Origin of the sequence: Micrococcus sp. (assembly GCF_034179925.1) — a bacterium.
Classification (GTDB): Bacteria; Actinomycetota; Actinomycetes; order Actinomycetales; family Micrococcaceae; genus Micrococcus.
This window is the reverse complement of the sequence record NZ_JAXFPG010000030.1, coordinates 1-20,395: the sequence shown is the minus strand read 5'-3', so window position 1 is coordinate 20,395 and position 20,395 is coordinate 1. Positions and strand designations below refer to the sequence as shown.

At 71.7% G+C, this 20,395-nt stretch carries 19 protein-coding genes and 1 pseudogene; 18 read left to right on the top strand and 2 right to left on the bottom strand.

The genetic code is table 11. The annotated features are described in order from the left end of the window. The 16 genes and pseudogenes from SPI96_RS05500 to SPI96_RS05425 form a co-directional block, all read left to right on the top strand. Positions 1 to 171: pseudogene (locus SPI96_RS05500) on the top strand (zinc metalloprotease); the annotation flags it as partial. Between the two features lie 456 nt (positions 172 to 627). After that, a complete protein-coding gene (locus SPI96_RS05495) occupies positions 628 to 1,650 on the top strand; it encodes a hypothetical protein (protein WP_321081357.1) in 1,023 nt (340 codons plus the stop codon). Positions 1,651 to 1,821: 171 nt separating this feature from the next. Further along, positions 1,822 to 2,973 carry a flavodoxin-dependent (E)-4-hydroxy-3-methylbut-2-enyl-diphosphate synthase gene (gene ispG, locus SPI96_RS05490; RefSeq protein WP_321081359.1) on the top strand — a complete coding sequence of 384 codons (1,152 nt, stop codon included), beginning with the start codon at positions 1,822 to 1,824 and terminating at the stop codon, positions 2,971 to 2,973. After that, positions 2,948 to 3,886 (top strand): GNAT family N-acetyltransferase, encoded by a 939-nt coding sequence (locus SPI96_RS05485; protein ID WP_321081356.1) that lies wholly within the window; start codon positions 2,948 to 2,950, stop codon positions 3,884 to 3,886. The genes ispG and SPI96_RS05485 overlap by 26 nt, the downstream gene beginning before the upstream one ends. Before the next feature lie 107 nt (positions 3,887 to 3,993). Next, positions 3,994 to 4,758 (top strand): sensor domain-containing protein, encoded by a 765-nt coding sequence (locus SPI96_RS05480; protein ID WP_321081355.1) that lies wholly within the window; start codon positions 3,994 to 3,996, stop codon positions 4,756 to 4,758. Between the two features lie 95 nt (positions 4,759 to 4,853). Then, a complete protein-coding gene (locus tag SPI96_RS05475; RefSeq protein WP_321081354.1) occupies positions 4,854 to 6,674 on the top strand; it encodes a proline--tRNA ligase in 1,821 nt (606 codons plus the stop codon). A gap of 86 nt (positions 6,675 to 6,760) precedes the next feature. Next, positions 6,761 to 7,372, top strand: coding sequence for a ribosome assembly cofactor RimP (gene rimP / locus SPI96_RS05470; RefSeq protein ID WP_321081353.1), 612 nt, complete (start codon positions 6,761 to 6,763; stop codon positions 7,370 to 7,372). Position 7,373: 1 nt separating this feature from the next. Further along, positions 7,374 to 8,408 carry a transcription termination factor NusA gene (gene nusA / locus SPI96_RS05465; RefSeq protein ID WP_321081352.1) on the top strand — a complete coding sequence of 345 codons (1,035 nt, stop codon included), beginning with the start codon at positions 7,374 to 7,376 and terminating at the stop codon, positions 8,406 to 8,408. Between the two features lie 84 nt (positions 8,409 to 8,492). Continuing rightward, positions 8,493 to 8,789, top strand: coding sequence for a YlxR family protein (locus SPI96_RS05460; RefSeq protein ID WP_321081351.1), 297 nt, complete (start codon positions 8,493 to 8,495; stop codon positions 8,787 to 8,789). Between the two features lie 187 nt (positions 8,790 to 8,976). Continuing rightward, the gene (infB, locus tag SPI96_RS05455) at positions 8,977 to 11,853 is read left to right on the top strand and encodes a translation initiation factor IF-2 (RefSeq protein WP_321081350.1); all 2,877 of its coding nucleotides are present in this window, start codon (positions 8,977 to 8,979) and stop codon (positions 11,851 to 11,853) included. Positions 11,854 to 11,935: 82 nt separating this feature from the next. After that, complete coding sequence (rbfA, locus tag SPI96_RS05450) at positions 11,936 to 12,370, top strand: 30S ribosome-binding factor RbfA (RefSeq protein WP_321081349.1); 435 nt, start codon at positions 11,936 to 11,938, stop codon at positions 12,368 to 12,370. Positions 12,371 to 12,445: 75 nt separating this feature from the next. Next, positions 12,446 to 13,387: a tRNA pseudouridine(55) synthase TruB gene (gene truB, locus SPI96_RS05445; RefSeq protein ID WP_414601916.1), complete on the top strand. Its 942-nt coding sequence runs from the start codon at positions 12,446 to 12,448 to the stop codon at positions 13,385 to 13,387. Next, complete coding sequence (locus SPI96_RS05440; protein ID WP_321081347.1) at positions 13,384 to 13,752, top strand: hypothetical protein; 369 nt, start codon at positions 13,384 to 13,386, stop codon at positions 13,750 to 13,752. The genes truB and SPI96_RS05440 overlap by 4 nt, the downstream gene beginning before the upstream one ends. 20 nt (positions 13,753 to 13,772) lie before the next feature. Continuing rightward, positions 13,773 to 14,261, top strand: coding sequence for a hypothetical protein (locus tag SPI96_RS05435; protein ID WP_414601915.1), 489 nt, complete (start codon positions 13,773 to 13,775; stop codon positions 14,259 to 14,261). A 1-nt stretch (position 14,262) separates the two neighbouring features. Next, complete coding sequence (locus SPI96_RS05430) at positions 14,263 to 15,267, top strand: bifunctional riboflavin kinase/FAD synthetase (RefSeq protein ID WP_321081346.1); 1,005 nt, start codon at positions 14,263 to 14,265, stop codon at positions 15,265 to 15,267. Next, on the top strand, positions 15,260 to 16,108 hold the full coding sequence (locus SPI96_RS05425) for a class I SAM-dependent methyltransferase (RefSeq protein WP_321081345.1): 849 nt from the start codon (positions 15,260 to 15,262) through the stop codon (positions 16,106 to 16,108). The genes SPI96_RS05430 and SPI96_RS05425 overlap by 8 nt, the downstream gene beginning before the upstream one ends. Before the next feature lie 203 nt (positions 16,109 to 16,311). Here SPI96_RS05425 and SPI96_RS05420 read toward each other — a convergent pair whose 3' ends face one another. Beyond that, on the bottom strand, positions 16,312 to 16,710 hold the full coding sequence (locus SPI96_RS05420; protein WP_321081344.1) for a hypothetical protein: 399 nt from the start codon (positions 16,708 to 16,710) through the stop codon (positions 16,312 to 16,314). Between the two features lie 4 nt (positions 16,711 to 16,714). After that, complete coding sequence (locus SPI96_RS05415) at positions 16,715 to 16,987, bottom strand: PadR family transcriptional regulator (RefSeq protein ID WP_321081343.1); 273 nt, start codon at positions 16,985 to 16,987, stop codon at positions 16,715 to 16,717. A gap of 321 nt (positions 16,988 to 17,308) precedes the next feature. Between SPI96_RS05415 and rpsO the strand changes: the two genes are divergently transcribed. Together rpsO and SPI96_RS05405 are read left to right on the top strand one after the other, a co-directional pair. After that, the gene (gene rpsO, locus SPI96_RS05410; RefSeq protein WP_017488396.1) at positions 17,309 to 17,578 is read left to right on the top strand and encodes a 30S ribosomal protein S15; all 270 of its coding nucleotides are present in this window, start codon (positions 17,309 to 17,311) and stop codon (positions 17,576 to 17,578) included. Positions 17,579 to 18,067: 489 nt separating this feature from the next. Beyond that, on the top strand, positions 18,068 to 20,323 hold the full coding sequence (locus tag SPI96_RS05405) for a polyribonucleotide nucleotidyltransferase (RefSeq protein ID WP_321081342.1): 2,256 nt from the start codon (positions 18,068 to 18,070) through the stop codon (positions 20,321 to 20,323). The last annotated feature ends 72 nt before the right edge of the window (positions 20,324 to 20,395 follow it).

Sequence of the window (20,395 nt, the reverse complement as noted above, 5' to 3'; positions counted from 1 at the left end):
CTCTACGAGGGTGTCCGGCGGCGCTGGGCCCGGCTGCGTGGGAGGCCCGACCCCGGCCCCTTCGACCTGGCCCGCATGCTGCCGGTGACCTACACGGTGGGGGCGCTGCTGCTGGGCATGGGCGTGCTGCTGATCGTCGCGGACATCGTGGAGCCGGTGCGGCTGTTCTGAGCGCACCCCGGAGGAATCAGGAGGACCTGCAGATGCCGGCCCTTGTTCAGCACTCATGGGACCGGGCGATGGGGAGTGATCATGCCTTTCTTCTCTGAAGAAACTAGAGTCGTCAGCATTCATTCTGACGGCCTGTGGGACGGGATTCCGACGGGCGAGCTGCTGTGGGCCCATCGTATTGTTTTTGAGGGCAAGATCGGTCCGATGCCTGAGGATCGTCAATTCAGGCGTATGTGGAGCGTGGACGGTCGGGCCAGCGAACATGTCCATGAATGGTTGGGTCTGCCCAAGCTGCGGAGTCTGACGCTGCGGTACGCGCGTCCGGAGGACGTGGGTCAGCTGGCGGAGTATCGAGGCGAGCGGCTCGAGGTGTATCAGGGATCAGGCCTGCCGAAGGGCACGGGCTGGCCCGATCTGCCCACGGTTCGGAGTGCCTCCTGGGCTCTGATGCCGGTGGTGAGCCTGCACGGGGTGAAAGCCCCGGTACTCGGTGTTGTGGACATCGACGGAGTCCGCGAATGCCTGGGGCTGGAATCCCTCCTGACGGCGTCTCCTGTGCGGTCGCTGACGATCTGGAATCTCCGTCAGGTTCCTTCCCCGCAGGCGGTGTGGGAGGCGGCTGAAGGTATCGACGAGGTCCACTGGGGAGGGGAGGGCAAGGCTGACCTGTGGGGGATCGAGCTGGCCCTCGGACCGACCTCCCGGGGCCCCCGGGACACCCGCACCCCGCTGGTGGGGCTGCGTCGGCGCGCGACGCGGATGCGACGGGCGGCCCTGAAGGAGGCGGCCCTCGTCGACGTCGACGGCCCCGCCGAGGCAGTCCGTGCCGTCCTGCCGGCCCTGAGTGGGGAGGTCACCGAGCTGCTGCAGCGGATGGGGGTGCCGGACCAGGGGGTGTTCTGGTCCGGGCTGCTGTCTGTGCGGTGGCCGTGCCTTCCCGAGGCCGGGGTGCGGGTCGCCGTCGAGGACGGCGCCGTGGTGGTGACCGGTCCGCGGGATGAGGTGGAGGACACCGTCGCGCTGATGGCGTGGTGGTGCTCGTCGGCGGAGGTGCTCGCGAGCATCGTCGACGTGCTGGTCTCGGACGGTCTGGCCGGGCAGGCCTTCGCCGGGGGTGGGCCGTCGGTCGTGCCGGTCTCCCGGTTGGTGACGGGTTCGAGTGTGGCCTCGATCGAGAAGCTGGAGGAGCGCACGTACGTGCTGACCATGCCGATGCAGCCGGTGCCGGCCACCGAGGTGTTGGAGGCCCGTGGTCTGGAGCATGCAGGGCACACGTGGGAGCAGATCCTGGAGGTCGGGTTCCCTGCGGAGGTGCGGCGGGTGGAGCTGGATGAAGAGGCCGATGTGTTCATGGCCTATGGGACGCGCCCGGCGTTGAAGAAGGTCCAGGCGGTGCTGGACCGGTTGACGCAGGACGTGGACGAGCTCCGCTCATGTCTGGAGCAGATCTCATCGAACGGTGGCGAGATTGACGGGTAGCGGCGGTTCACTCCTCGCGTCTGTCCCGCCTGAACGCGGCCGGTGACGGCCGTGTCCGCCAGCAGGCTTAACAACCTCCGTGGACATCACACCTAGGATGGACGCGATGCACGGCGGCCTGCGCCGCCCACCACGAATCCCTGAGGAGCCCACGTGCCTGTCAGCCTTGGAATGCCGTCCGCCCCGCCGCCCGTGCTGGCCCCCCGCCGCCAGACCCGGCAGATCCGGGTGGGGCGTGTGGGCGTGGGCTCGGAGTCCCCGGTGTCCGTGCAGTCCATGACCACCACGAAGACCCACGACATCGGCGCCACCCTCCAGCAGATCGCGGAGCTCACCGCCGCCGGCTGTGACATCGTCCGTGTCGCCTGCCCCACGGACAAGGACGCCGAGGCGCTCAAGGTGATCGCGCAGCAGTCCACGATTCCTGTGATCGCGGACATCCACTTCCAGCCGAAGTACGTGTTCGCGGCCATCGAGGCCGGCTGCGGCGCGGTGCGCGTGACCCCGGGCAACATCAAGAAGTTCGACGACAAGGTCAAGGAGATCGCGCAGGCGGCTACCGAGCACGGCACCTCGCTGCGCATCGGGGTCAACGCCGGGTCCCTGGACCCGCGCCTGCTGCAGAAGTACGGCAAGGCCACCCCGGAGGCGCTCGTGGAGTCCGCGGTGTGGGAGGCCTCCCTCTTCGAGGAGCACGGTTTCCGGGACTTCAAGATCTCCGTGAAGCACAACGACCCGGTGATCATGGCCCGCGCCTACGAGCTGCTCGCCGAGCAGGGCGACTGGCCCCTGCACCTGGGCGTCACCGAGGCCGGCCCCGCCTTCCAGGGCACCATCAAGTCCGCCACCGCGTTCGGCTACCTGCTCGGCCAGGGCATCGGGGACACCATCCGCGTGTCCCTCTCCGCCCCGCCCGTGGAGGAGGTCAAGGTGGGCCTGCAGATCCTGCAGTCCCTGAACCTGCGCGAGCGCAAGCTCGAGATCGTCTCCTGCCCCTCCTGCGGCCGCGCCCAGGTGGACGTGTACACGCTCGCCGAGGAGGTCACCGAGGGCCTCAAGGACGTCACCGTCCCGCTGCGTGTGGCCGTCATGGGCTGCGTGGTGAACGGTCCGGGCGAGGCCCGCGAGGCGGATCTCGGCGTGGCCTCGGGCAACGGCAAGGGCCAGATCTTCGTGAAGGGCGAGGTCATCCGCACCGTCCCGGAGGATCAGATCGTCGAGACCCTCATCGAGGAGGCCCGACGCATCGCCGAGGAGATGGGCGAGGGGAACGACGGTGACGGACAGGCTCCCGCCGGTGCCCCCACGGTCAGCGTCCACTGACGCGCTGATCCGCCGGGCCACGCAGGGCCGGGTCCGGCTGCTGACGGACGAGGACACCCCCGCCCTGGCCGCCCTTGCGGCCCGGGACGCGGTGGTGAATGTCCACGCGCAGGCGCTGCTGGAGGTCGGCCGTCTGGCCGGTCCCCGGGGGACCTCCCGGGACGCCACAGGCTTCCTCGGGGTGTCTGCTGAGTCCGACGCCGGCCCGGGTGCCCCCCTGCGCTCGGCCGCCTGGGTGGGGTCCACGGTGGTTCCCCTGGCCGGTCACGACGACGACGGCCCCGCCCTGGGTGCGGCCGTCGCCTCCCTGCGCCGCCGCCTGGCCTCGGTGTACGGGCCGGCGCCGACCGTGCTGGCCGTTGGCCGCGCCTTGCGCGAGGCGGGCCAGCGCCCGCGCGCCGTGCGCCCTGACCAGCCCCTGCTCGTGGCCCCGGCCCTCGGGGAGGCGCCCGACGCGCCGGAGCCGAGCGCCGACGTCGTGGTGGCCCGCCCGGAGCATCTGGATCGTGTGTTGCCGGCGAGTGCGGCGATGTTCGAGGAGGAGCTGGGGTTCTCCCCGTTCCTCACCGGGGCGGCGCAGTACACGGACCGGGTGCGCCGGCTCGTGGCGGACGGCCGGGTGTTCGTGGACCTGGACGACACCCCAGGCCGTGACCCGTGGGCGCCGCTGCGGTTCAAGGCGGACATCGGGGTGCTCTCCCGGGCGTGCGCCCAGATCCAGGGGGTGTGGATGCGCCCGCAGGACCGCGGCCGGGGGCTGGCCGCCCCGGCGATGGCCGCCGTCGTGGAGCTGGCGCGTCGGCGTGCGCCCGCGGTGAGCCTGTACGTCAACGCCTTCAACACGCCCGCGCTGCGCACCTACCGGCGGGTGGGGTTCACTCGGCACACCACCTTCGCCACCGTTTTGTTCTGAAACCGTAGTGCTCTGAATGGGAATGCGCTGTCCTGGACGGGGCGGGGCTCGTGCAGAATGGCGGTGACCCTGTCGCACCGCACCGCCCACCCCGCACCGGAGGAACCATGTCCCGTCTGCGTCCCCTGCTCGCCCTGTCCGCCGCGGCCCTGATCGCCGGCACCGCCGGCGCCTGTTCGACCGGGGACAAGGAAGCCCCGGCCCCGGAGTCGGCCTCGACCGCCCCGGCGCCCACGGAGCCGCCCGCCTCGTCCTCCGCCTCCGCGGCGGACTCCTTCGAGGCCGCCATGGAACGGGCGATGCGTGCCGAGCTGGGCGCCGACACCCAGATCATGGGGGTCGAGCAGACCGCGCAGTCGCGGGCACAGATGGCCCAGCGCGGCCGTCCCGTCGCCACGGTGACGCCCCAGCGGTGCCTCGCCGTGGCCACCTCCGCCCCGGATCTGATGTACCCGGTCACCGAGGAGTCCGTGGTGGCCACCGGCTCGGCCGGTGAGGTGCTCTCCGCGGCCCGGATGGAGAGCGCGGCCGCCGCGAAGACCTCCCTGGAGCGGATGCAGAAGCTGCTCACCGACTGCTCCTCGGTCCTCCTCGAGGAGGACGGCACCGAGACCGCCCTGACCTACACGGTGGACGGCACCCCCTCCCGGGGCCGTCCCGCCCTGGATGTCGACCTGACGGTCGCCGACGCGCGGGGGAAGGTCCTGCAGAGGCTCGTCACCCGGTACGTGGCCGAGGGCGATGTGGTGCTCGAGGCCACCCTCATGGCCCCGGGCACCGCCTCCGCGTCCGAGCTGTCCGGGGCCGCGTCCCGGATGGAGGACGCGGTGGACGCGCTCGCCGAGGCGCTGCCGTCGTCGCCGTCGGTGTGAGGCCCCGGCGCCGGGGATAGGATCGAGCCCAGCATCCGCGCCTGGCCGGGCACCCACCCGGCCGGGCGATTCCCGCGTCACTCCGAGGAGCCGCCATGCCCCTGCGCATGTCCACCCTGTTCCTGCGCACCCTGCGCGACGACCCGGCCGAGGCCGAGGTCGCCAGCCACAAGCTGCTCGTGCGTGCCGGGTACATCCGCCGCGCCGCCCCGGGCATCTACACCTGGCTGCCGTTGGGTCTGAAGGTGCTGGCGAAGGTGGAGGCGATCGTCCGTGAGGAGATGGACGCGATCGGCGCCCAGGAGGTGCGCTTCCCGGCGCTGCTGCCGCGTGAGCCCTATGAGGCCACGGGCCGCTGGGACGAGTACGGCGACGGCCTGTTCCGCCTTCAGGACCGCAAGGGCGGGGACTACCTGCTGGCCCCCACCCACGAGGAGATGTTCACCCTCCTCGTGAAGGACCTGTACTCCTCGTACAAGGACCTGCCGGCGTACCTGTATCAGATCCAGACCAAGTACCGGGACGAGGCCCGGCCGCGGGCCGGCCTGCTGCGCGGGCGTGAGTTCGTGATGAAGGACTCCTACTCCTTCGACGTGGACGACGCCGGCCTCGAGCGCGCCTACGAGGCGCACCGCGGCGCGTACCTGCGGATCTTCGAGCGCCTGGGCCTGGAGGTCGTGCCGGTGCAGGCCACCTCCGGGGCGATGGGAGGCTCCCGCTCGGAGGAGTTCCTGCACCCCACCCCGGTGGGCGAGGACACCTTTGTGGAGTCCGACGGCGGCTACCGTGCCAACGTGGAGGCCGTCACCACGGTGGCCCCCGCCCCGCTGGACGAAGCCGCGATGGCCGCCCTGCCGGCCCCCGAGGTCAAGGACACCCCTGCCTCCACCACGATCGCCGCGCTCGTGGAGGTCGCCAACGGGCTGGCCCCGCGCGAGGACCGCGCCTGGGAGCCCGCGGACACCCTCAAGTGCGTGGTGGTCACCGCGGTCGTCGAGGGCGGGGAACGGCGCCAGTTCGTCGTGGCCGTGCCCGGGGACCGCGAGGTGGACCTCAAGCGTCTGGAGGCGTCCGTGGGCCCGGCCCTGGGCCTGGTGGGTGAGCCGGACCTTGAGGCCGCCACCGCGCAGGACCTGGCCCGGCACCCGGCGCTGGTGCGCGGGTACATCGGCCCGGGGGGCGTCGGCGCCGCCGGCGGCACCCCGGTGCTGGGCGCCGAGGGCTCCGTCTCCGGTCTGCCCCTGCTCGTGGACCCGCGGGTGGCCCCGGGCACCGTGTGGATCACCGGCGCCAACGAGGACCAGCGCCACGTGTTCGGCCTCGTGGCCGGGCGCGACTTCACCTGGGACGCCGTGGTGGAGGCCACCGCCGTGCGCGAGGGCGACGAGGCCCCGGACGGCTCCGGCCCGCTGCGCACCCGCCGCGGCATGGAGATGGGCCACATCTTCCAGCTCGGCCGCAAGTACGCCGAGGCCCTGGACCTGAAGGTCCTGGACGAGAACGGCAAGCAGGTCGTGGTGACCATGGGCTCCTACGGCATCGGTGTGACCCGCGCCGTGGCCGCGATCGCCGAGCGCCACCACGACGACCGCGGCCTGGTGTGGCCGCGGGCCGTCGCCCCCGCAGACGTGCACGTGGTGGTGGCCGCCAAGGGCGAGGAGGCCCTGGCCGCGGCCGAGGCGCTCGCCGGCGAGCTCGAGGCCCAGGGCCTGAGCGTCCTCGTGGACGACCGCCCGAAGGTCAGCCCCGGCGTGAAGTTCAAGGACGCCGAGCTGATCGGCGTGCCCACCGCCGTCGTGGTGGGCCGCGGCCTGGCCGACGGCGAGCTCGAGCTCAAGGACCGCGTCACCGGTGAGTCCCGGGCCGTGGCCGTGGACGCCGCCGCCGGCGAGGTCCTCGCGCTCGTGCGCCCCTGAGCCCCACCGCCTGACACACCGCCCCTCCCAGCCCGACGACGGCCGGGCGGGGCGGCGGTGCATGGCTGCCCGGTACAGTGGCGGCCATGCTCGAGAACACCCCTGGCACCCCCGGCTCCGACGCCCCGCGCGGTGCCGCCCCCTCTGCCCTCCACGACCTCGTGGCCTCTGCCCTGCGCGGCCGGGAGGACATCGTGCTCGAGGGCGTGCGCCTGACCGGTGCCGCCTCCACCCCCACCCTCGAGGTGGTCCTGGACCGCGCCTCGGGCACCCAGGGGCTGTCCCTGGATGAGATGGCCGAGCTCACCGGTCTGGTCTCGGCGGCCCTCGATGCCGCCGGCGACGACGTCCCCGGCGTGGGGGCGGGGGAGTACCTGCTGGAGGTGGGCACGGCGGGTGTGGACCGTCCCCTCACCGAGGCGCGGCACTTCGCACGCAACGTGGGCCGCCTGGTGGAGGTCAGCGTGGATGGTGCGTCCCCGGTCACGGCCCGGCTGCTGGCCGCGGGCGAGGACGCGGTGGAGCTGGCGGTCGTGCGTCCTGGGGCGAAGAAGGGCATGCCCGCCCGTCAGCTGCCGGCGGAGTCGGTGGCGTTGGACCGGCTGGGACCGGCGACGGTGCAGGTAGAGTGGTCCTCCGCTCCGGGGCCCGACGGCGCCCGGGCGGATCAGCACACGGCACGGCACACGGAGGCATGAGTTGGACATCGACATGAGCGCGCTGCGCATGCTGGTGGCAGAGCGCGAGATCCCCCTCGATCAGCTCGTCCCGGCCATCGAGCAGGCCCTGCTCATGGCGTACCAGCGCACCCCCGGGGCCATCCGCGGCTCGCGGGTGGAGCTGGATCGCTCGAGCGGCCACGTCACCGTGTGGGCCCCCGAGATGGACGACGACGGCACCCGCGTCGGCGAGTTCGACGACACCCCCAACGGCTTCGGCCGGGTGGCGGCGTCCACGGCCCGCCAGGTGATCTTCCAGCGCCTGCGCGACGCGGACGATGCGAAGGTCCTCGGCGAGTTCAAGGACCGTGAGGGCGAGCTCGTCTCCGGCGTGATCCAGCAGGGCACGAACCGTCAGATGGTGCAGGTGGACCTCGGCACGCTCGAGGCCGTGCTGCCCCCGCCCGAGCAGGTCCCCGGCGAGGACTACCGCCACGGCCGTCGGATCCGCGTCTACATCGTCTCGGCCACGCGCGGGGCCAAGGGTCCTTCGGTCACTGTGTCCCGCTCGCACCCGGGCCTGGTGCGTCGGCTCTTCGAACTCGAGGTGCCGGAGATCGCCGACGGCTCCGTGGAGATCACCGCCCTGGCCCGTGAGGCCGGCCACCGCACCAAGATGGCCGTGAAGGCCACGCGGCCGGGCATCAACCCCAAGGGCGCTGCCATCGGTGAGATGGGTGCGCGTGTGCGTGCGGTCATGAACGAGCTGGGGGAGGAGAAGATCGACATCGTCGAGCACTCCGACGATCCGGCCACGATGATCTCCCACGCCCTCTCCCCGGCGCAGACCGTGGGCGTGGAGATCCTCGACGCCGCCCAGCACTCGGCGCGGGTGACCGTCCCCCAGCACCAGCTCTCCCTGGCGATCGGCAAGGAGGGGCAGAACGCCCGCCTGGCCGCGCGCCTGACCGGCTGGCGCATCGACATCGTGGGTGACGCCCCGCAGGGCGGCGAGCAGCCGACCGGCGAGGGCACCGCCCCCTCTGCCCCGGAGGGCTCCCCGGCGGAGGACTGACGGGCACCGGGAACATCCCGGAGGGGCGACGCGCTAGGATGGACGAGGTCCTTCTCCGATCCGACACCCCTGTGAGGTGAGCGCATGACGTCCAGGACGGTCGTGCGCACCTGCGTGGGCTGTCGGTCGAAGGCGGACCAGACAGAGCTGGTGCGCGTCGCCCTGGACTCCTCGACGGAACCCCCATCCGTCGTCTGGGACCCGGAACGACGCCGTCCCGGCCGGGGTGCCTGGTTGCACCCCGGAGGGCACTGCCTCGACCTCGCCCAGCGCCGCCGCGCCTTCGGGCGGGCCTTCCGGTCCGCCGTCGACGCGTCCGCCCTGACCGAGCTGAGGGCTCCGGCTGCCAGACCGACAGATGAAGGCGGGTCAGAGATCTGATGCGTACCCGATGAGCACTGAAGCATGAGTGCCCAACGATGAACTTCACCCCCTGGTATCAGGCAGGCCGCCTGCCGCGCCTCTCCGAGGCGTCCGGCGCGGCCTGGACACACGTCAACGGTCTCGCGACGCGCTGACCGGCGCCCCACGGCTCCGGTGCGGCCCGCGAGGCCAGAACAGGAGAACCGTGGCAAAGGTCCGCGTCCATGAGCTCGCCAAAGAGCTCGGCATCACCTCCAAGGAGGCCTTGAGCACTCTCAAGGATCTCGGCGAGTTCGTCAGCTCCGCCTCCTCCACCATTGAGCCCCCCGTGGTCAAGAAGCTGCGCGGTGCCTACCCCGGTGCCGGCAAGGGCGGGGCCTCCTCGTCCCGTCCGGCGGCACCGTCGTCGCAGGGCACCCCCACCCCGGGCCCGTCGGCGGCCACGCCGGGCGCGGGCCCCAAGCCCGGCGCGCCCACCCCGGGTCCCAAGCCGGCTGCCCCCACCCCGGGTGCGCCCACTCCGGGTGCCGGTCCGAAGCCGGGCGCCCCCGCCCCGGCGGCCCCCAAGGCTGAGGCCCCGCAGGCCGCGCCCGCCCCCGAGGCCCCCGCCGCCTCCGCTCCGGCGCAGAAGGCTCCGGCCCCCCGCGCTGAGGGCCCGAAGCCGGGCTCGGCGCCCAAGCCCGGTGCCGCCGCCCCCAAGCCGGCTGCGGCCGCCCCGAAGCCGGGCTCGGCCCCGAAGCCGGGCGGTCCCCGTCCGGGCAACAACCCGTTCACCTCGAAGGCCTCCGGCGGCCCCCGCCCGGGTGCCCGCCCCGGTGGCCGCGGCGGTGCCCCGCGTCCGGGCAACAACCCGTTCGCGCCCTCGCAGGGCATGCGTTCGGGCCGTGAGGACCGTGCACCCCGTCCGGGCGGCCCGCGTCCGGCCGCCGGTGCCGGCGGCCCCCGTCCCGGTGCACCCCGTCCGGCCGGTGCCGGCGCCGGTGGTCCCCGCCCGGGTGCCCCGCGTCCGAACCCGGGCATGATGCCCAAGCAGATCACCCCGGCCCCGGCGCCCTCCCGCGGTGGCGGCCGTGGCCGTCCCGGCGGCGGTGGCCCCGGTGGCGGTCCGGGCCGTCCCGGCGGTCCGGGCGGCCGTGGCGGTCGCGGCAACGCGCAGGGCGCGTTCGGCCGCGGCGGTGGCGCGCGCAAGGGGCGGAAGTCCAAGCGCGCCAAGCGCCAGGAGTTCGAGCAGCAGCACACGCGTGAGATCGGCGGTGTCAAGCTCCCCAAGGGTGACGGCACCACGGTCCTGCGCCTGCGCCGCGGTGCGTCCCTGGCGGACTTCGCCGAGAAGATCCAGGCGGACGTCGCGGACCTCGTGAAGGTGCTGTTCACCCTGGGTGAGATGGCCTCGGCCAACCAGTCCCTGGACGAGGACACCTTCCAGCTGCTCGGCGACGAGCTCGGCTACAAGGTGCAGATCGTCTCGCCCGAGGACGAGGACAAGGAGCTGCTGGAGGCCTTCGACATCGACCTCGAGGCCGAGGAGGCCAACGAGGACGAGGACGACCTCGAGCCGCGCCCGGCCGTCGTCACCGTCATGGGTCACGTGGACCACGGCAAGACCCGCCTGCTGGACGCCATCCGCTCCTCGAACGTCATCGAGGGCGAGGCCGGCGGCATCACCCAGCACATCGGTGCCTACCAGGTGCCGGTGGAGCACGAGGGTGAGCAGCGCCGTCTGACCTTCATCGACACCCCCGGTCACGAGGCGTTCACCGCCATGCGTGCCCGTGGTGCGAAGGTCACGGACATCGCGGTGCTCGTGGTCGCGGCGGACGACGGCGTCATGCCGCAGACCGTCGAGGCGCTCAACCACGCCCAGGCGGCGAACGTGCCGATCGTGGTGGCCGTGAACAAGATCGACAAGGACGGCGCGCAGCCGGACAAGATCCGCGGCCAGCTCACCGAGTACGGCCTGGTGCCCGAGGAGTACGGCGGCGACACGATGTTCGTGGACGTCTCCGCCCGGAACAACCAGAACATCGACGCCCTGCTCGAGTCGGTCCTGCTCACCGCGGACGCCGCCCTCGAGCTCACCGCGAACCCGAACAAGGACGCCCGCGGCGTGGCCATCGAGGCCAACCTCGACAAGGGCCGCGGCGCCGTCGCCACCGTGCTGGTTCAGACCGGCACCCTGCGCGTCGGCGACACCGTGGTGGTGGGCACCGCCCACGGCCGCGTGCGCGCCATGTTCGACGAGAACGGCGACACCGTCACCGAGGCGACCCCGTCGCGTCCGGTGCAGGTGCTCGGCCTGTCCTCGGTCCCGCGGGCCGGCGACACGTTCCTCGTCACTGAGGACGAGCGCACCGCCCGTCAGATCGCGGAGAAGCGTGAGGCCGCCGAGCGCAACGCCCAGCTGGCCAAGCGCCGCAAGCGGATCACGCTCGAGGACTTCGACCAGGCCGTGGCCGAGGGCAAGATCGACACCCTCAACCTCATCATCAAGGGCGACGCCGCCGGTCCGGTGGAGGCGCTCGAGGACTCGCTCCTCAAGGTCGAGGTGGGCGACGACGTCCAGCTGCGGGTCATCCACCGCGGCGTGGGTGCCATCACCCAGAACGACGTCAACCTGGCCACCGTGGACAACGCCATCATCATCGGCTTCAACGTGCGCCCCGCCGAGCGGGTCGCCGAGCTGGCCGACAAGGAGGGCGTGGACATGCGGTTCTACTCGGTGATCTACGACGCGATCGACGACATCGAGAACGCGCTCAAGGGCATGCTCAAGCCCGAGTACGAGGAGGTCGAGCTCGGCTCGGCCGAGGTCCGCGAGGTGTTCCGCTCCTCCAAGTGGGGCAACATCGCCGGTGCGATCGTGCGCTCCGGGCTTATCCGCCGCAACGCCCAGGCCCGCCTGGTGCGCGACGGTGCGGTGGTCGCCGCCAACCTCAAGATCGAGTCGCTGCGCCGCTTCAAGGACGACGCCACCGAGGTCCGCGAGGGCTTCGAGTGCGGTATCGGCCTGGGCAGCTTCAACGACATCAAGGAAGGCGACGTCATCGAGACCTTCGAGATGCAGGAGAAGCCGCGCGTCTGACCACGTGCGGGACCGGTCGGGGGCGCTCTTCGGAGCGCCCCCGGCACCCTGAACCGACCACCGACGGAAGGAAGTGGACACCATGGCAGATCCGGCACGCGCCGGCCGCCTGGCCCAGCGCATCAAGGTCCTCGTTGCGGAGGCGCTGCGGCGCGCCGTGAAGGACGACCGTGTGGAGCCCGTCACCGTGACGGAGGTCCGCGTGACCAACGACCTGCAGCACGCCACCGTGTACTACACGGTGCTCGGCGACGACCCCACCGTGGCCGCCGCCCAGGCGGCGATCCAGGAGAACCGCGGCGTGCTGCGCCGCGAGGTGGGCCGTGGGCTCACCATCCGCCTCGTCCCCACCCTCGAGTTCGTGCCGGACACCGTCCCGGAGGCGGCCGCCCACCTCGAGGACGTCCTGCGCGCGGCCAAGGAGCGGGACGCGGAACTGGCGAAGGCGCGCGAGGGCGCGCAGTACGCCGGCGACGCCGACCCGTACCGTGACGCGTCCGAGTCCGAGCGGGACTGAGGCGTCGTCGCGGTGAGCGCTCGCACCTCTCACGGACCGACCCCCGACGCCCCGGGCACCGAGGCGTCGGGGGTCGTGCTCGTGGACAAGCCGCAGGGCTGGACCTCGCACGACGTCGTCGGTCGCGTCCGGCGTCTTGCCGGCACCCGGAAGGTCGGCCACGCCGGCACCCTGGACCCGATGGCCACGGGCCTGCTCGTGGTCGGGGTCAACAAGGCCACCCGTCTGCTCACGGCCATCACGGGCACGGACAAGACGTACACGGCCACGATCCGCCTCGGGGAGTCCACGGACACGGACGACGCCGACGGCGAGGTTGTGCGCACCCGCCTGGCCAACGCCGTCACCCCGGAGCGGGTGGCCGAGCAGGTGGCCCGACTGACCGGGACCATCGCCCAGGTGCCCTCGTCGGTGTCCGCCGTGAAGGTGGACGGACGCCGCGCCTATGACCGCGTGCGCGCGGGCGAGGACGTGCGCCTGGCCGCGCGGGAGGTCACCGTGCACGCGTTCACGGTGGAGGACTTCCGCCGGCTCGACGGCGGCCGTCGGGTGGACCTGGACGTCACCGTGCGCTGCTCCTCGGGCACGTACATCCGGGCGCTCGCGCGGGACCTCGGTGAGGCCCTGGACACCGGCGGGCACCTGACGGCGCTGCGCCGCACGCAGGTGGGCCCGTTCGACGTCGCCGACGCCGTGTCTCTCGAGGCACTGGCGGAGCGGTTCGTGATGACGGACCTGTCCGTGGCGGCCGCACGGCTGTTCCCGGTGCGGGACCTCACCGCCCATGAGGCGGCGGAGCTCTCCTTCGGGCGGGCCGTGGCCCCCTCGGGGGACCTCGGGCCGGCCCCGGCCACCGGGAAGGCGCCGGAGGGCCTGGTGGCCGGTCGGGCCCCGGACGGCACCGTGGTGGCGCTGCTGCAGGACGGCCGTCGCGCCGGCCGAGACGTGGCCCGCCCCCATCTGGTGTTCGCTCCCGCAGAGGGCCCGGGCGGCACCGCGAAGGAGGGCCGCCGGTGATCCTCGACGCCTGGTTCTGGACGGGCACTGCCGTGGGCGTGCTGTCCCTGCTGATCTGTGTGGCGATGACCGCGCTGCGCCGCTTCCCGGCGGACTCGGCCATCCTCTCGGTGGCCGCGGTGGAGCTGTTCCTGCTCGTGTACGGGGCGGCTGCGGCGGTGCGTCAGCTCGGCGGCACCGCCCTGAACGGGCCGGCCTGGGAGTTCTGGGGCTATGTGGTGACAGCGCTGCTGGTGCCGCCGATCGCGGTGGCCTGGGCTGTCTCTGACAGGACGCGCTGGGCCAACCTCGTGCTGGCGGTGGCGGGCCCGACCGTGGTGGTCATGCTCCACCGCATGCAGGTCATCTGGTTCGGTCAGTGGTGAGCGGCATGGGAGGAGCGGACATGGCGCGGCAGGCGCACAGCACGCGCACGACGACGGCCCCGGTGTCCCCGGGCCCGTCCCCGGACGCTGAGGCCGCCTCGGCGCGGCCGGCCCGCAACGAGGGGCTGGGCCGGATCCTGGTGATGGTCTACGCGGTGTTCGCCCTCTCGGCGAGCGCGCGCAGCCTGTTCCAGATCCTCACCCACTTCGAGCGTGCCCCGTTCGCGTACGTCCTCTCGGCGTTCGCGGCCGCGGTGTACGTGGTGGCCACCCTGTCCCTGGCCCGCCGCGGGCGGCGCGCGTGGGCGGTGGCCCTGGCCGCGGTGCTCGTGGAGCTGGTCGGTGTGGTCGGGGTGGGCCTGCTCACCGTGCTGGATCCGCAGCTGTTCGCGGACGCCACGGTGTGGTCCCGCTTCGGCGCCGGCTACGGCTATGTGCCGCTGGTGCTGCCGGTGATCGGCTTGGCATGGCTGCTGGCGCACCGCCCGCGGCCGGAGGAGGTGCGCTGACGTGCAGATCTGGAACAGCCTGGCGGAGGTGCCCGCGGACCTGCCCCGGACCGTGGTGACCATCGGCAACTTCGACGGCGTGCACCGCGGCCACCGGGCCGTGCTCGAGCGCGTCGTGGAGCTCTCCCACCGCCTGGACGCGCTCTCGGTGGCGGTCACGTTCTGGCCGCACCCGCGCGTCGTGCACCAGCCAGGAGCCGAGCACGAGGAGATCCTCTCGGCGGAGCAGCGGGCCGTGGCCCTGGAGGCCACCGGCCTGGACGCCCTGTTCCTGCAGGAGTACACCCTCGAGTTCGCCTCGCAGTCCCCGGAGAAGTTCGTGGAGCGCATGTTCGTGTGCGGCCTGAACGCCGGGACGGTGGTGGTGGGCCGGGACGTGCGCTTCGGGCGGGGCAACAGCGGGGACTTCGCCACGCTGGTCACGTTGGGGGAGCGGTTCGGCTTCGAGGTGGCCGCGGTGGAGGACCTGCCGATGCGTGGGGAGGACGGCGAGCACCGCCGCTGCTCCTCCACGTGGATCCGTGAGGCGCTGGCCGCCGGGGACGTCACCACGGCCGCGCGGATCCTGGGCCGCCACCACGTGATTGCTGGGGAGGTGGTGCACGGGTACGCCCGTGGACGGACCCTGGGATTCCCCACGGCCAACCTCGAGTACGAGGTGGCGGGCATGGTCCCCGCGGATGGCGTGTACGCAGGCTGGCTGCATGACGCGGCGGGGACCGCGTGGCCGGCCGCGGTCTCGATCGGCTCGAACCCCACGTTCGAGGGCGTCTCCCGTGTGGTGGAGGCCCATGTGATCGACCGTCCCGAGGAGCCTGTGGAGGCCTTCGACCTGTACGGCCAGCATGTGGAGATTGAGTTCGTCGCCCGGCTGCGGGGGATGGTCGCCTACGAGGGCGTGGAGAAGCTCGTGGCGCAGATGCACGACGACGTCGACCGCGCCCGCGAGATCCTCGCCGCCGCCCCCTCCCGGCCGGAGCCGGCACCCGCCGCCGCCGATGCCTGAGACCCCGGCGCTGCCCTCGCGCCCGGCGATCACCCGCACCGGCGGGGCAAACCCGTTCGACGCCGCCGCCGAGGACGGCGAGCGGTACGACGCGGTGCGCCCGTCCTACCCCCAGGAGGCCGTGGGCTGGGTGCTCGAGGGCCTGCCCGCCCCCGCCGACGTGGTGGAAACCGGCGCGGGCACCGGGCTGTTCACCGGCCTGCTCGCGGCGCAGCCGGCCGAGCGGGTGCGCGGGGTGGTCGCGGTGGAGCCGTCCGCGTCGATGCGCGCCGTGCTCGAGCGGAGGATCGCCGCCGCCTCGGCCGGGCGCGTGCAGGCCCTGAACGGAACGGGGGAGGAGACAGGCCTGCCGGAAGTGAGCGCCGACGTCGTGGTGGCCGCGCAGGCCTGGCACTGGATGGACGTGCCGGCCGCGAGCGCCGAGGCCGCGCGGGTGCTGCGCCCGGGCGGGCGGCTGGCGGCGGTGTGGAACCAGCTGGACGTCACGGTGCCGTGGGTGCACCGGCTGACCCGGATCATGCACGCCGGGGACGTGCATGCGGCGGCCCCGCAGCAGCGCCGGTTCGCCGCGCCGTTCGGCGCTGAGCAGCATGCGCGGTGGAGCTGGTCCGTGCCCGCCACCCCGGAGCGGCTGCACGACCTCATGGCCTCGCGCTCCTACTGGCTGCGGGCGGGGGAGGCCACACGGGCCAGGATGACGGCGAACCTGGCCTGGTACCTGGGCGAGCACCTCGGCCACGGGCCGGGGGAGGAGATCACGCTGCCGTATCTGACCGTGGCGTGGCGGGCGGCAGCGCCGCGGCACCGCAGGCTATCAACTTTGGTGTGCGCCTCGCTGTGAAGGCCGCGCTGCAGGTGCTGAAGAGAACAGCCAGGACGCAGTACGACAAGTTGATGATTCAGGTTGCGAGGGGAAAGACGGCATTCGTCAAGTAGTACGAAGGCCCGAATGGCGCGAAGGTCCGCAATGTTCTTGCTGGTCTTGGGATCTCAGTTACCGGTGCTGGCCTGTACGATGCGATTCGCTGGATTATCGGGATCTGATTACTCTCGCAATTCTTTGAGGAGTCGCCGCGCCTGGACTATGGAGGAAACAAATGCGAAAGGTACCATGGCGAGGAGGATGAGCAGCGCTATCGCTAGAAAGATGAACATGGGCCAATCAGGAATCCCTGAAAGGTACCCAGCCTGACGCGCGATGCCTGTCATGATGACGAGTGCCGCAAGCCCGATGCAGACGATTAATGCGGGCCTGTGCGACTCTGAGCCAGACCCTTCCCTGAAATCTAACTGGGCAGCATAATCTTCCGGCTCGCCGAACTCCCGTAGCAGGCGATCTTCATCGTACTCCCCATCGAGTGACGCCAGCGCTGTGCGCATCGTCTCGCGGCTTGCTCCATGCCCGTCCAGTGCGGAAATGAGTCGTGTCCGGTAGTCCAACATTGTTTCACCCTCCATCGATTGCGCTCAAGCATGCATTGACCTGACGCCAGGCCCTGCGGGCGTCAATCAGCGCATCCCGACCGTCGTCAGTCACCGTGTACATCTTCCGAGCGGCACCTGCGCTCGAGGTGTCCCAGGCTGACGTCACACGGTTCTTGTCTTCGAGTCTGCTCAAGAGCGGATAGATGGTTCCCCCCTTGTGTGATCCAAGACCAAGCTCGCGCAGTCTCGTAATGACGCGATACCCGTGCGACGGCCGTTCGGCGACGATCGACATGACGGCGTATTCTAGGGCAGTGCGAGTGAACTGCTCTCGCCATTCGAATGTACTCATGAGTCATATGATACGCACTTGGATCTATGCAGGAAATCTACCTACTCCGGTGTGGCTTGCTGCGGACGGGGGTGGTGAGGCGTTCATCCGGCCAGCGTAGGAGCGGCGGGGCCGAGAGTGGCTCCCCCACAGGGAGGAATGGGTGTCGGCTGATAGGATGGGATCTCCGGCCTCGCTGCAGTCCGCGGTGGAGGGGCCCGTCCCGCCCGTGCTCCGGCACGTGGGGCGCACCTGTTCGCGGTACCACAGAGAAGGAGGCCTGCCATGGCCCTGGATCCCGCTGTCAAGCAGCAGATCATCAAGGAGTACGCCACCCACGAGGGCGACACCGGTTCCCCCGAGGTGCAGATCGCGGTCCTGTCCCGTCGCATCAAGGACCTGACGGAGCACCTCAAGGAGCACAAGCACGACCACCACACCCGCCGCGGCCTGATGGCCCTGGTCGGCCGTCGTCGTCGCATGCTCGGCTACCTGCAGAAGGTGGACATCGAGCGCTACCGTGCGCTGATCGAGCGCCTCGGCCTGCGCAAGTGATCATCTGATCGCACGCGAAGGGCCCCCTCGCCGGAACCGGATTCCGCCGAGGGGGCCCTTCCGCGTCCGCAGGCGGTCGCCGTGTCCGCTTTCCCCGCCCCTGCCCTAAGATCCGCTGCAGGAACGACCCTTCTGAGCCCTCTAGTCGGCCCCAGAAGGGTCGTCTCCGCAGCGGATTCCCGGGCACCCGCCCGCCCTGGCCGCCCGGTCGCCGAGACCGCATCCTGGCCCCGTCCCGCTCCACCGCGTAGACTCGACCCCAGTGCACGGCCCCATCGGCCCAGGCTCCCCCGTGGAGCGGCACAGACGAGAAACACCCGAGCACGCGTGAGAACGCCGCGTGCGCCGCTGATTCGCGGTCCTCGACAGTGGCTCCCGGACCTCCGCCCCCACCCGACCCGGTGCGGCTGCGGTTGCGCCGAGGGCCTCGATCGATGGCCAGGACGGCGGTGCACCGGCCGCGCGGCTCATGACGCATAAGGAGGGACCATGGAAGGTCCTGAGATCACATTCGCCGAAGCCGTCATCGACAACGGCCGCTACGGCACCCGCACCGTCCGCTTCGAGACCGGCCGCCTCGCCCAGCAGGCCGCCGGCGCCGCCATGGTGTACATCGACGAGGAGACGTCGATGCTGTCCGCCACCACCGTGGGCAAGTCCCCCCGCGAGGGCTTCGACTTCTTCCCGCTCACCGTGGACGTCGAGGAGCGCATGTACGCCGCCGGGCGCATCCCCGGCTCGTTCTTCCGCCGTGAGGGCCGCCCCTCCACGGACGCCATCCTCACCTGCCGCCTGATCGACCGCCCGCTGCGCCCGGCGTTCGTCAAGGGCATCCGCAACGAGGTGCAGGTCGTCGTGACCGTCACCTCCATCGCCCCGGACGAGATCTACGACACCGTGGCCATCAACGCCGCCTCGCTGTCCACCTCGCTCTCTGGCCTGCCCTTCTCCGGCCCGATCGGCGGCGTCCGCATGGCGCTGCTCGACGACGGCTCCGGCCAGCGCCAGTGGGTCGCCTTCCCCAAGCACTCGCAGCTGAAGGAGGCCGTGTTCAACATGGCCGTCGCCGGCCGCGTGGTGGGCGACGACGTCGCGATCATGATGGTCGAGGCCGAGGCCACCGAGGACGCCTGGACCCTGGTCAAGGACCAGGGCGCGCAGGCCCCCACCGAGGAGATCGTGGCCGAGGGCCTCGAGGCCGCCAAGCCCTTCATCCGCGCCCTCTGCCAGGCCCAGGCCGACCTCGTCGCCCGCGCCGGCAAGGACCCGGTGCAGGTGCCCGTCTTCAAGGACTACGAGGACGACGCCCACGCCGCCGTGGAGAAGCTCGCCACGGACCGCCTCACCGAGATCTTCTCGATCGGCGACAAGCAGGAGCGCGAGGCCGCCTCGGACGCCTACCTGGCCGAGGTCCTCGAGGAGCTCGCCGGCGAGGGCAAGGACTTCGCCGAGCGCAAGGGCGAGGTCGCCAAGGCCTACGCCTCGCTGACCAAGCAGATCGTGCGCCGCCGCATCCTCACCGACCAGGTGCGCATCGACGGCCGCGGCCTCACCGACATCCGCAAGCTCACCGCCGAGGTCGAGGTGCTCCCGCGCGTGCACGGCTCCGCCATCTTCGAGCGCGGCGAGACCCAGATCATGGGCGTCACCACGCTCAACATGCTCAAGATGGAGCAGCAGATCGACTCGCTGGCGCCGGAGAGCTCCAAGCGGTACATGCACCACTACAACTTCCCGCCCTACTCCACGGGCGAGACCGGCCGTGTGGGCTCCCCGAAGCGCCGCGAGATCGGCCACGGGGCCCTCGCCGAGCGCGCCCTCGTGCCGGTGCTGCCGGCGCGTGACGAGTTCCCCTACGCGATCCGTCAGGTCTCCGAGGCCCTCGGCTCCAACGGCTCCACGTCGATGGGCTCCGTGTGCGCCTCCACCCTGTCCCTGCTGAACGCGGGTGTGCCGCTGCGCGCCCCCGTGGCCGGCATCGCCATGGGCCTGGTCTCCGCCGAGGTGGACGGCCAGACCCAGTACGCGGCGCTGACCGACATCCTCGGCGCCGAGGACGCCTTCGGCGACATGGACTTCAAGGTGGCCGGCACCGCCGAGTTCGTCACCGCGATCCAGCTGGACACCAAGCTCGACGGCATCCCGGCCTCCGTGCTGGCCGCCGCGCTCACCCAGGCCCGTGAGGCCCGTCTGCACATCCTGTCCGTGCTGAACGCGGCCATCGACACCCCGGACGAGCTGGCCCCCACCGCCCCGCGGATCATCTCCGTGAAGATCCCCACGGACAAGATCGGTGCGGTCATCGGCCCCAAGGGCGCCATGATCAACCAGATCCAGGACGACACCGGCGCCGAGATCTCCATCGAGGACGACGGCACCGTGCTCATCGGCGCGACCGACGGCCCCTCGGCTGAGGCCGCCCGCTCCGCGGTGAACGCGATCGCCAACCCGCAGGTCCCCGAGGTCGGCGAGCGCTACCTCGGCACCGTGGTGAAGCTGACCACGTTCGGTGCGTTCGTCTCGCTCACCCCGGGCAAGGACGGTCTGCTGCACATCTCCGAGATGCGCAGGCTCAACGAGGGCAAGCGCGTCGAGGACGTCGAGGACGTGCTCGGCGTGGGCCAGAAGGTCCAGGTGGAGATCACCAAGATCGACGACCGCGGCAAGCTCTCCCTGTCCCCGGTCGTGGCCGAGGACGCCGCAGCCGCCTCCGACGCCGCCGACCAGGGCGACGACGAGGCCTGATCCCCGCTGCCGGGCCCGTTCTGCGGGCCCGGCAGCCACCGACGACGGCGCCGCACCCTCACGCGAGGGGGC

Excerpts from the sequence above, each read along its gene's own strand:
- rbfA (WP_321081349.1), top strand. The coding sequence starts at position 11,936 with ATGGCAGATCCGGCACGCGCCGGCCGCCTGGCCCAGCGCATCAAGGTC.
- SPI96_RS05480 (WP_321081355.1), top strand. The coding sequence starts at position 3,994 with ATGTCCCGTCTGCGTCCCCTGCTCGCCCTGTCCGCCGCGGCCCTGATC.
- ispG (WP_321081359.1), top strand. The coding sequence starts at position 1,822 with ATGCCGTCCGCCCCGCCGCCCGTGCTGGCCCCCCGCCGCCAGACCCGG.
- SPI96_RS05425 (WP_321081345.1), top strand. The coding sequence starts at position 15,260 with ATGCCTGAGACCCCGGCGCTGCCCTCGCGCCCGGCGATCACCCGCACC.
- rpsO (WP_017488396.1), top strand. The coding sequence starts at position 17,309 with ATGGCCCTGGATCCCGCTGTCAAGCAGCAGATCATCAAGGAGTACGCC.
- rimP (WP_321081353.1), top strand. The coding sequence starts at position 6,761 with ATGCTCGAGAACACCCCTGGCACCCCCGGCTCCGACGCCCCGCGCGGT.
- SPI96_RS05420 (WP_321081344.1), bottom strand. The coding sequence starts at position 16,710 with ATGTTGGACTACCGGACACGACTCATTTCCGCACTGGACGGGCATGGA.
- SPI96_RS05405 (WP_321081342.1), top strand. The coding sequence starts at position 18,068 with ATGGAAGGTCCTGAGATCACATTCGCCGAAGCCGTCATCGACAACGGC.
- SPI96_RS05475 (WP_321081354.1), top strand. The coding sequence starts at position 4,854 with ATGCCCCTGCGCATGTCCACCCTGTTCCTGCGCACCCTGCGCGACGAC.
- SPI96_RS05415 (WP_321081343.1), bottom strand. The coding sequence starts at position 16,987 with ATGTCGATCGTCGCCGAACGGCCGTCGCACGGGTATCGCGTCATTACG.
- SPI96_RS05435 (WP_414601915.1), top strand. The coding sequence starts at position 13,773 with ATGGCGCGGCAGGCGCACAGCACGCGCACGACGACGGCCCCGGTGTCC.
- SPI96_RS05460 (WP_321081351.1), top strand. The coding sequence starts at position 8,493 with ATGACGTCCAGGACGGTCGTGCGCACCTGCGTGGGCTGTCGGTCGAAG.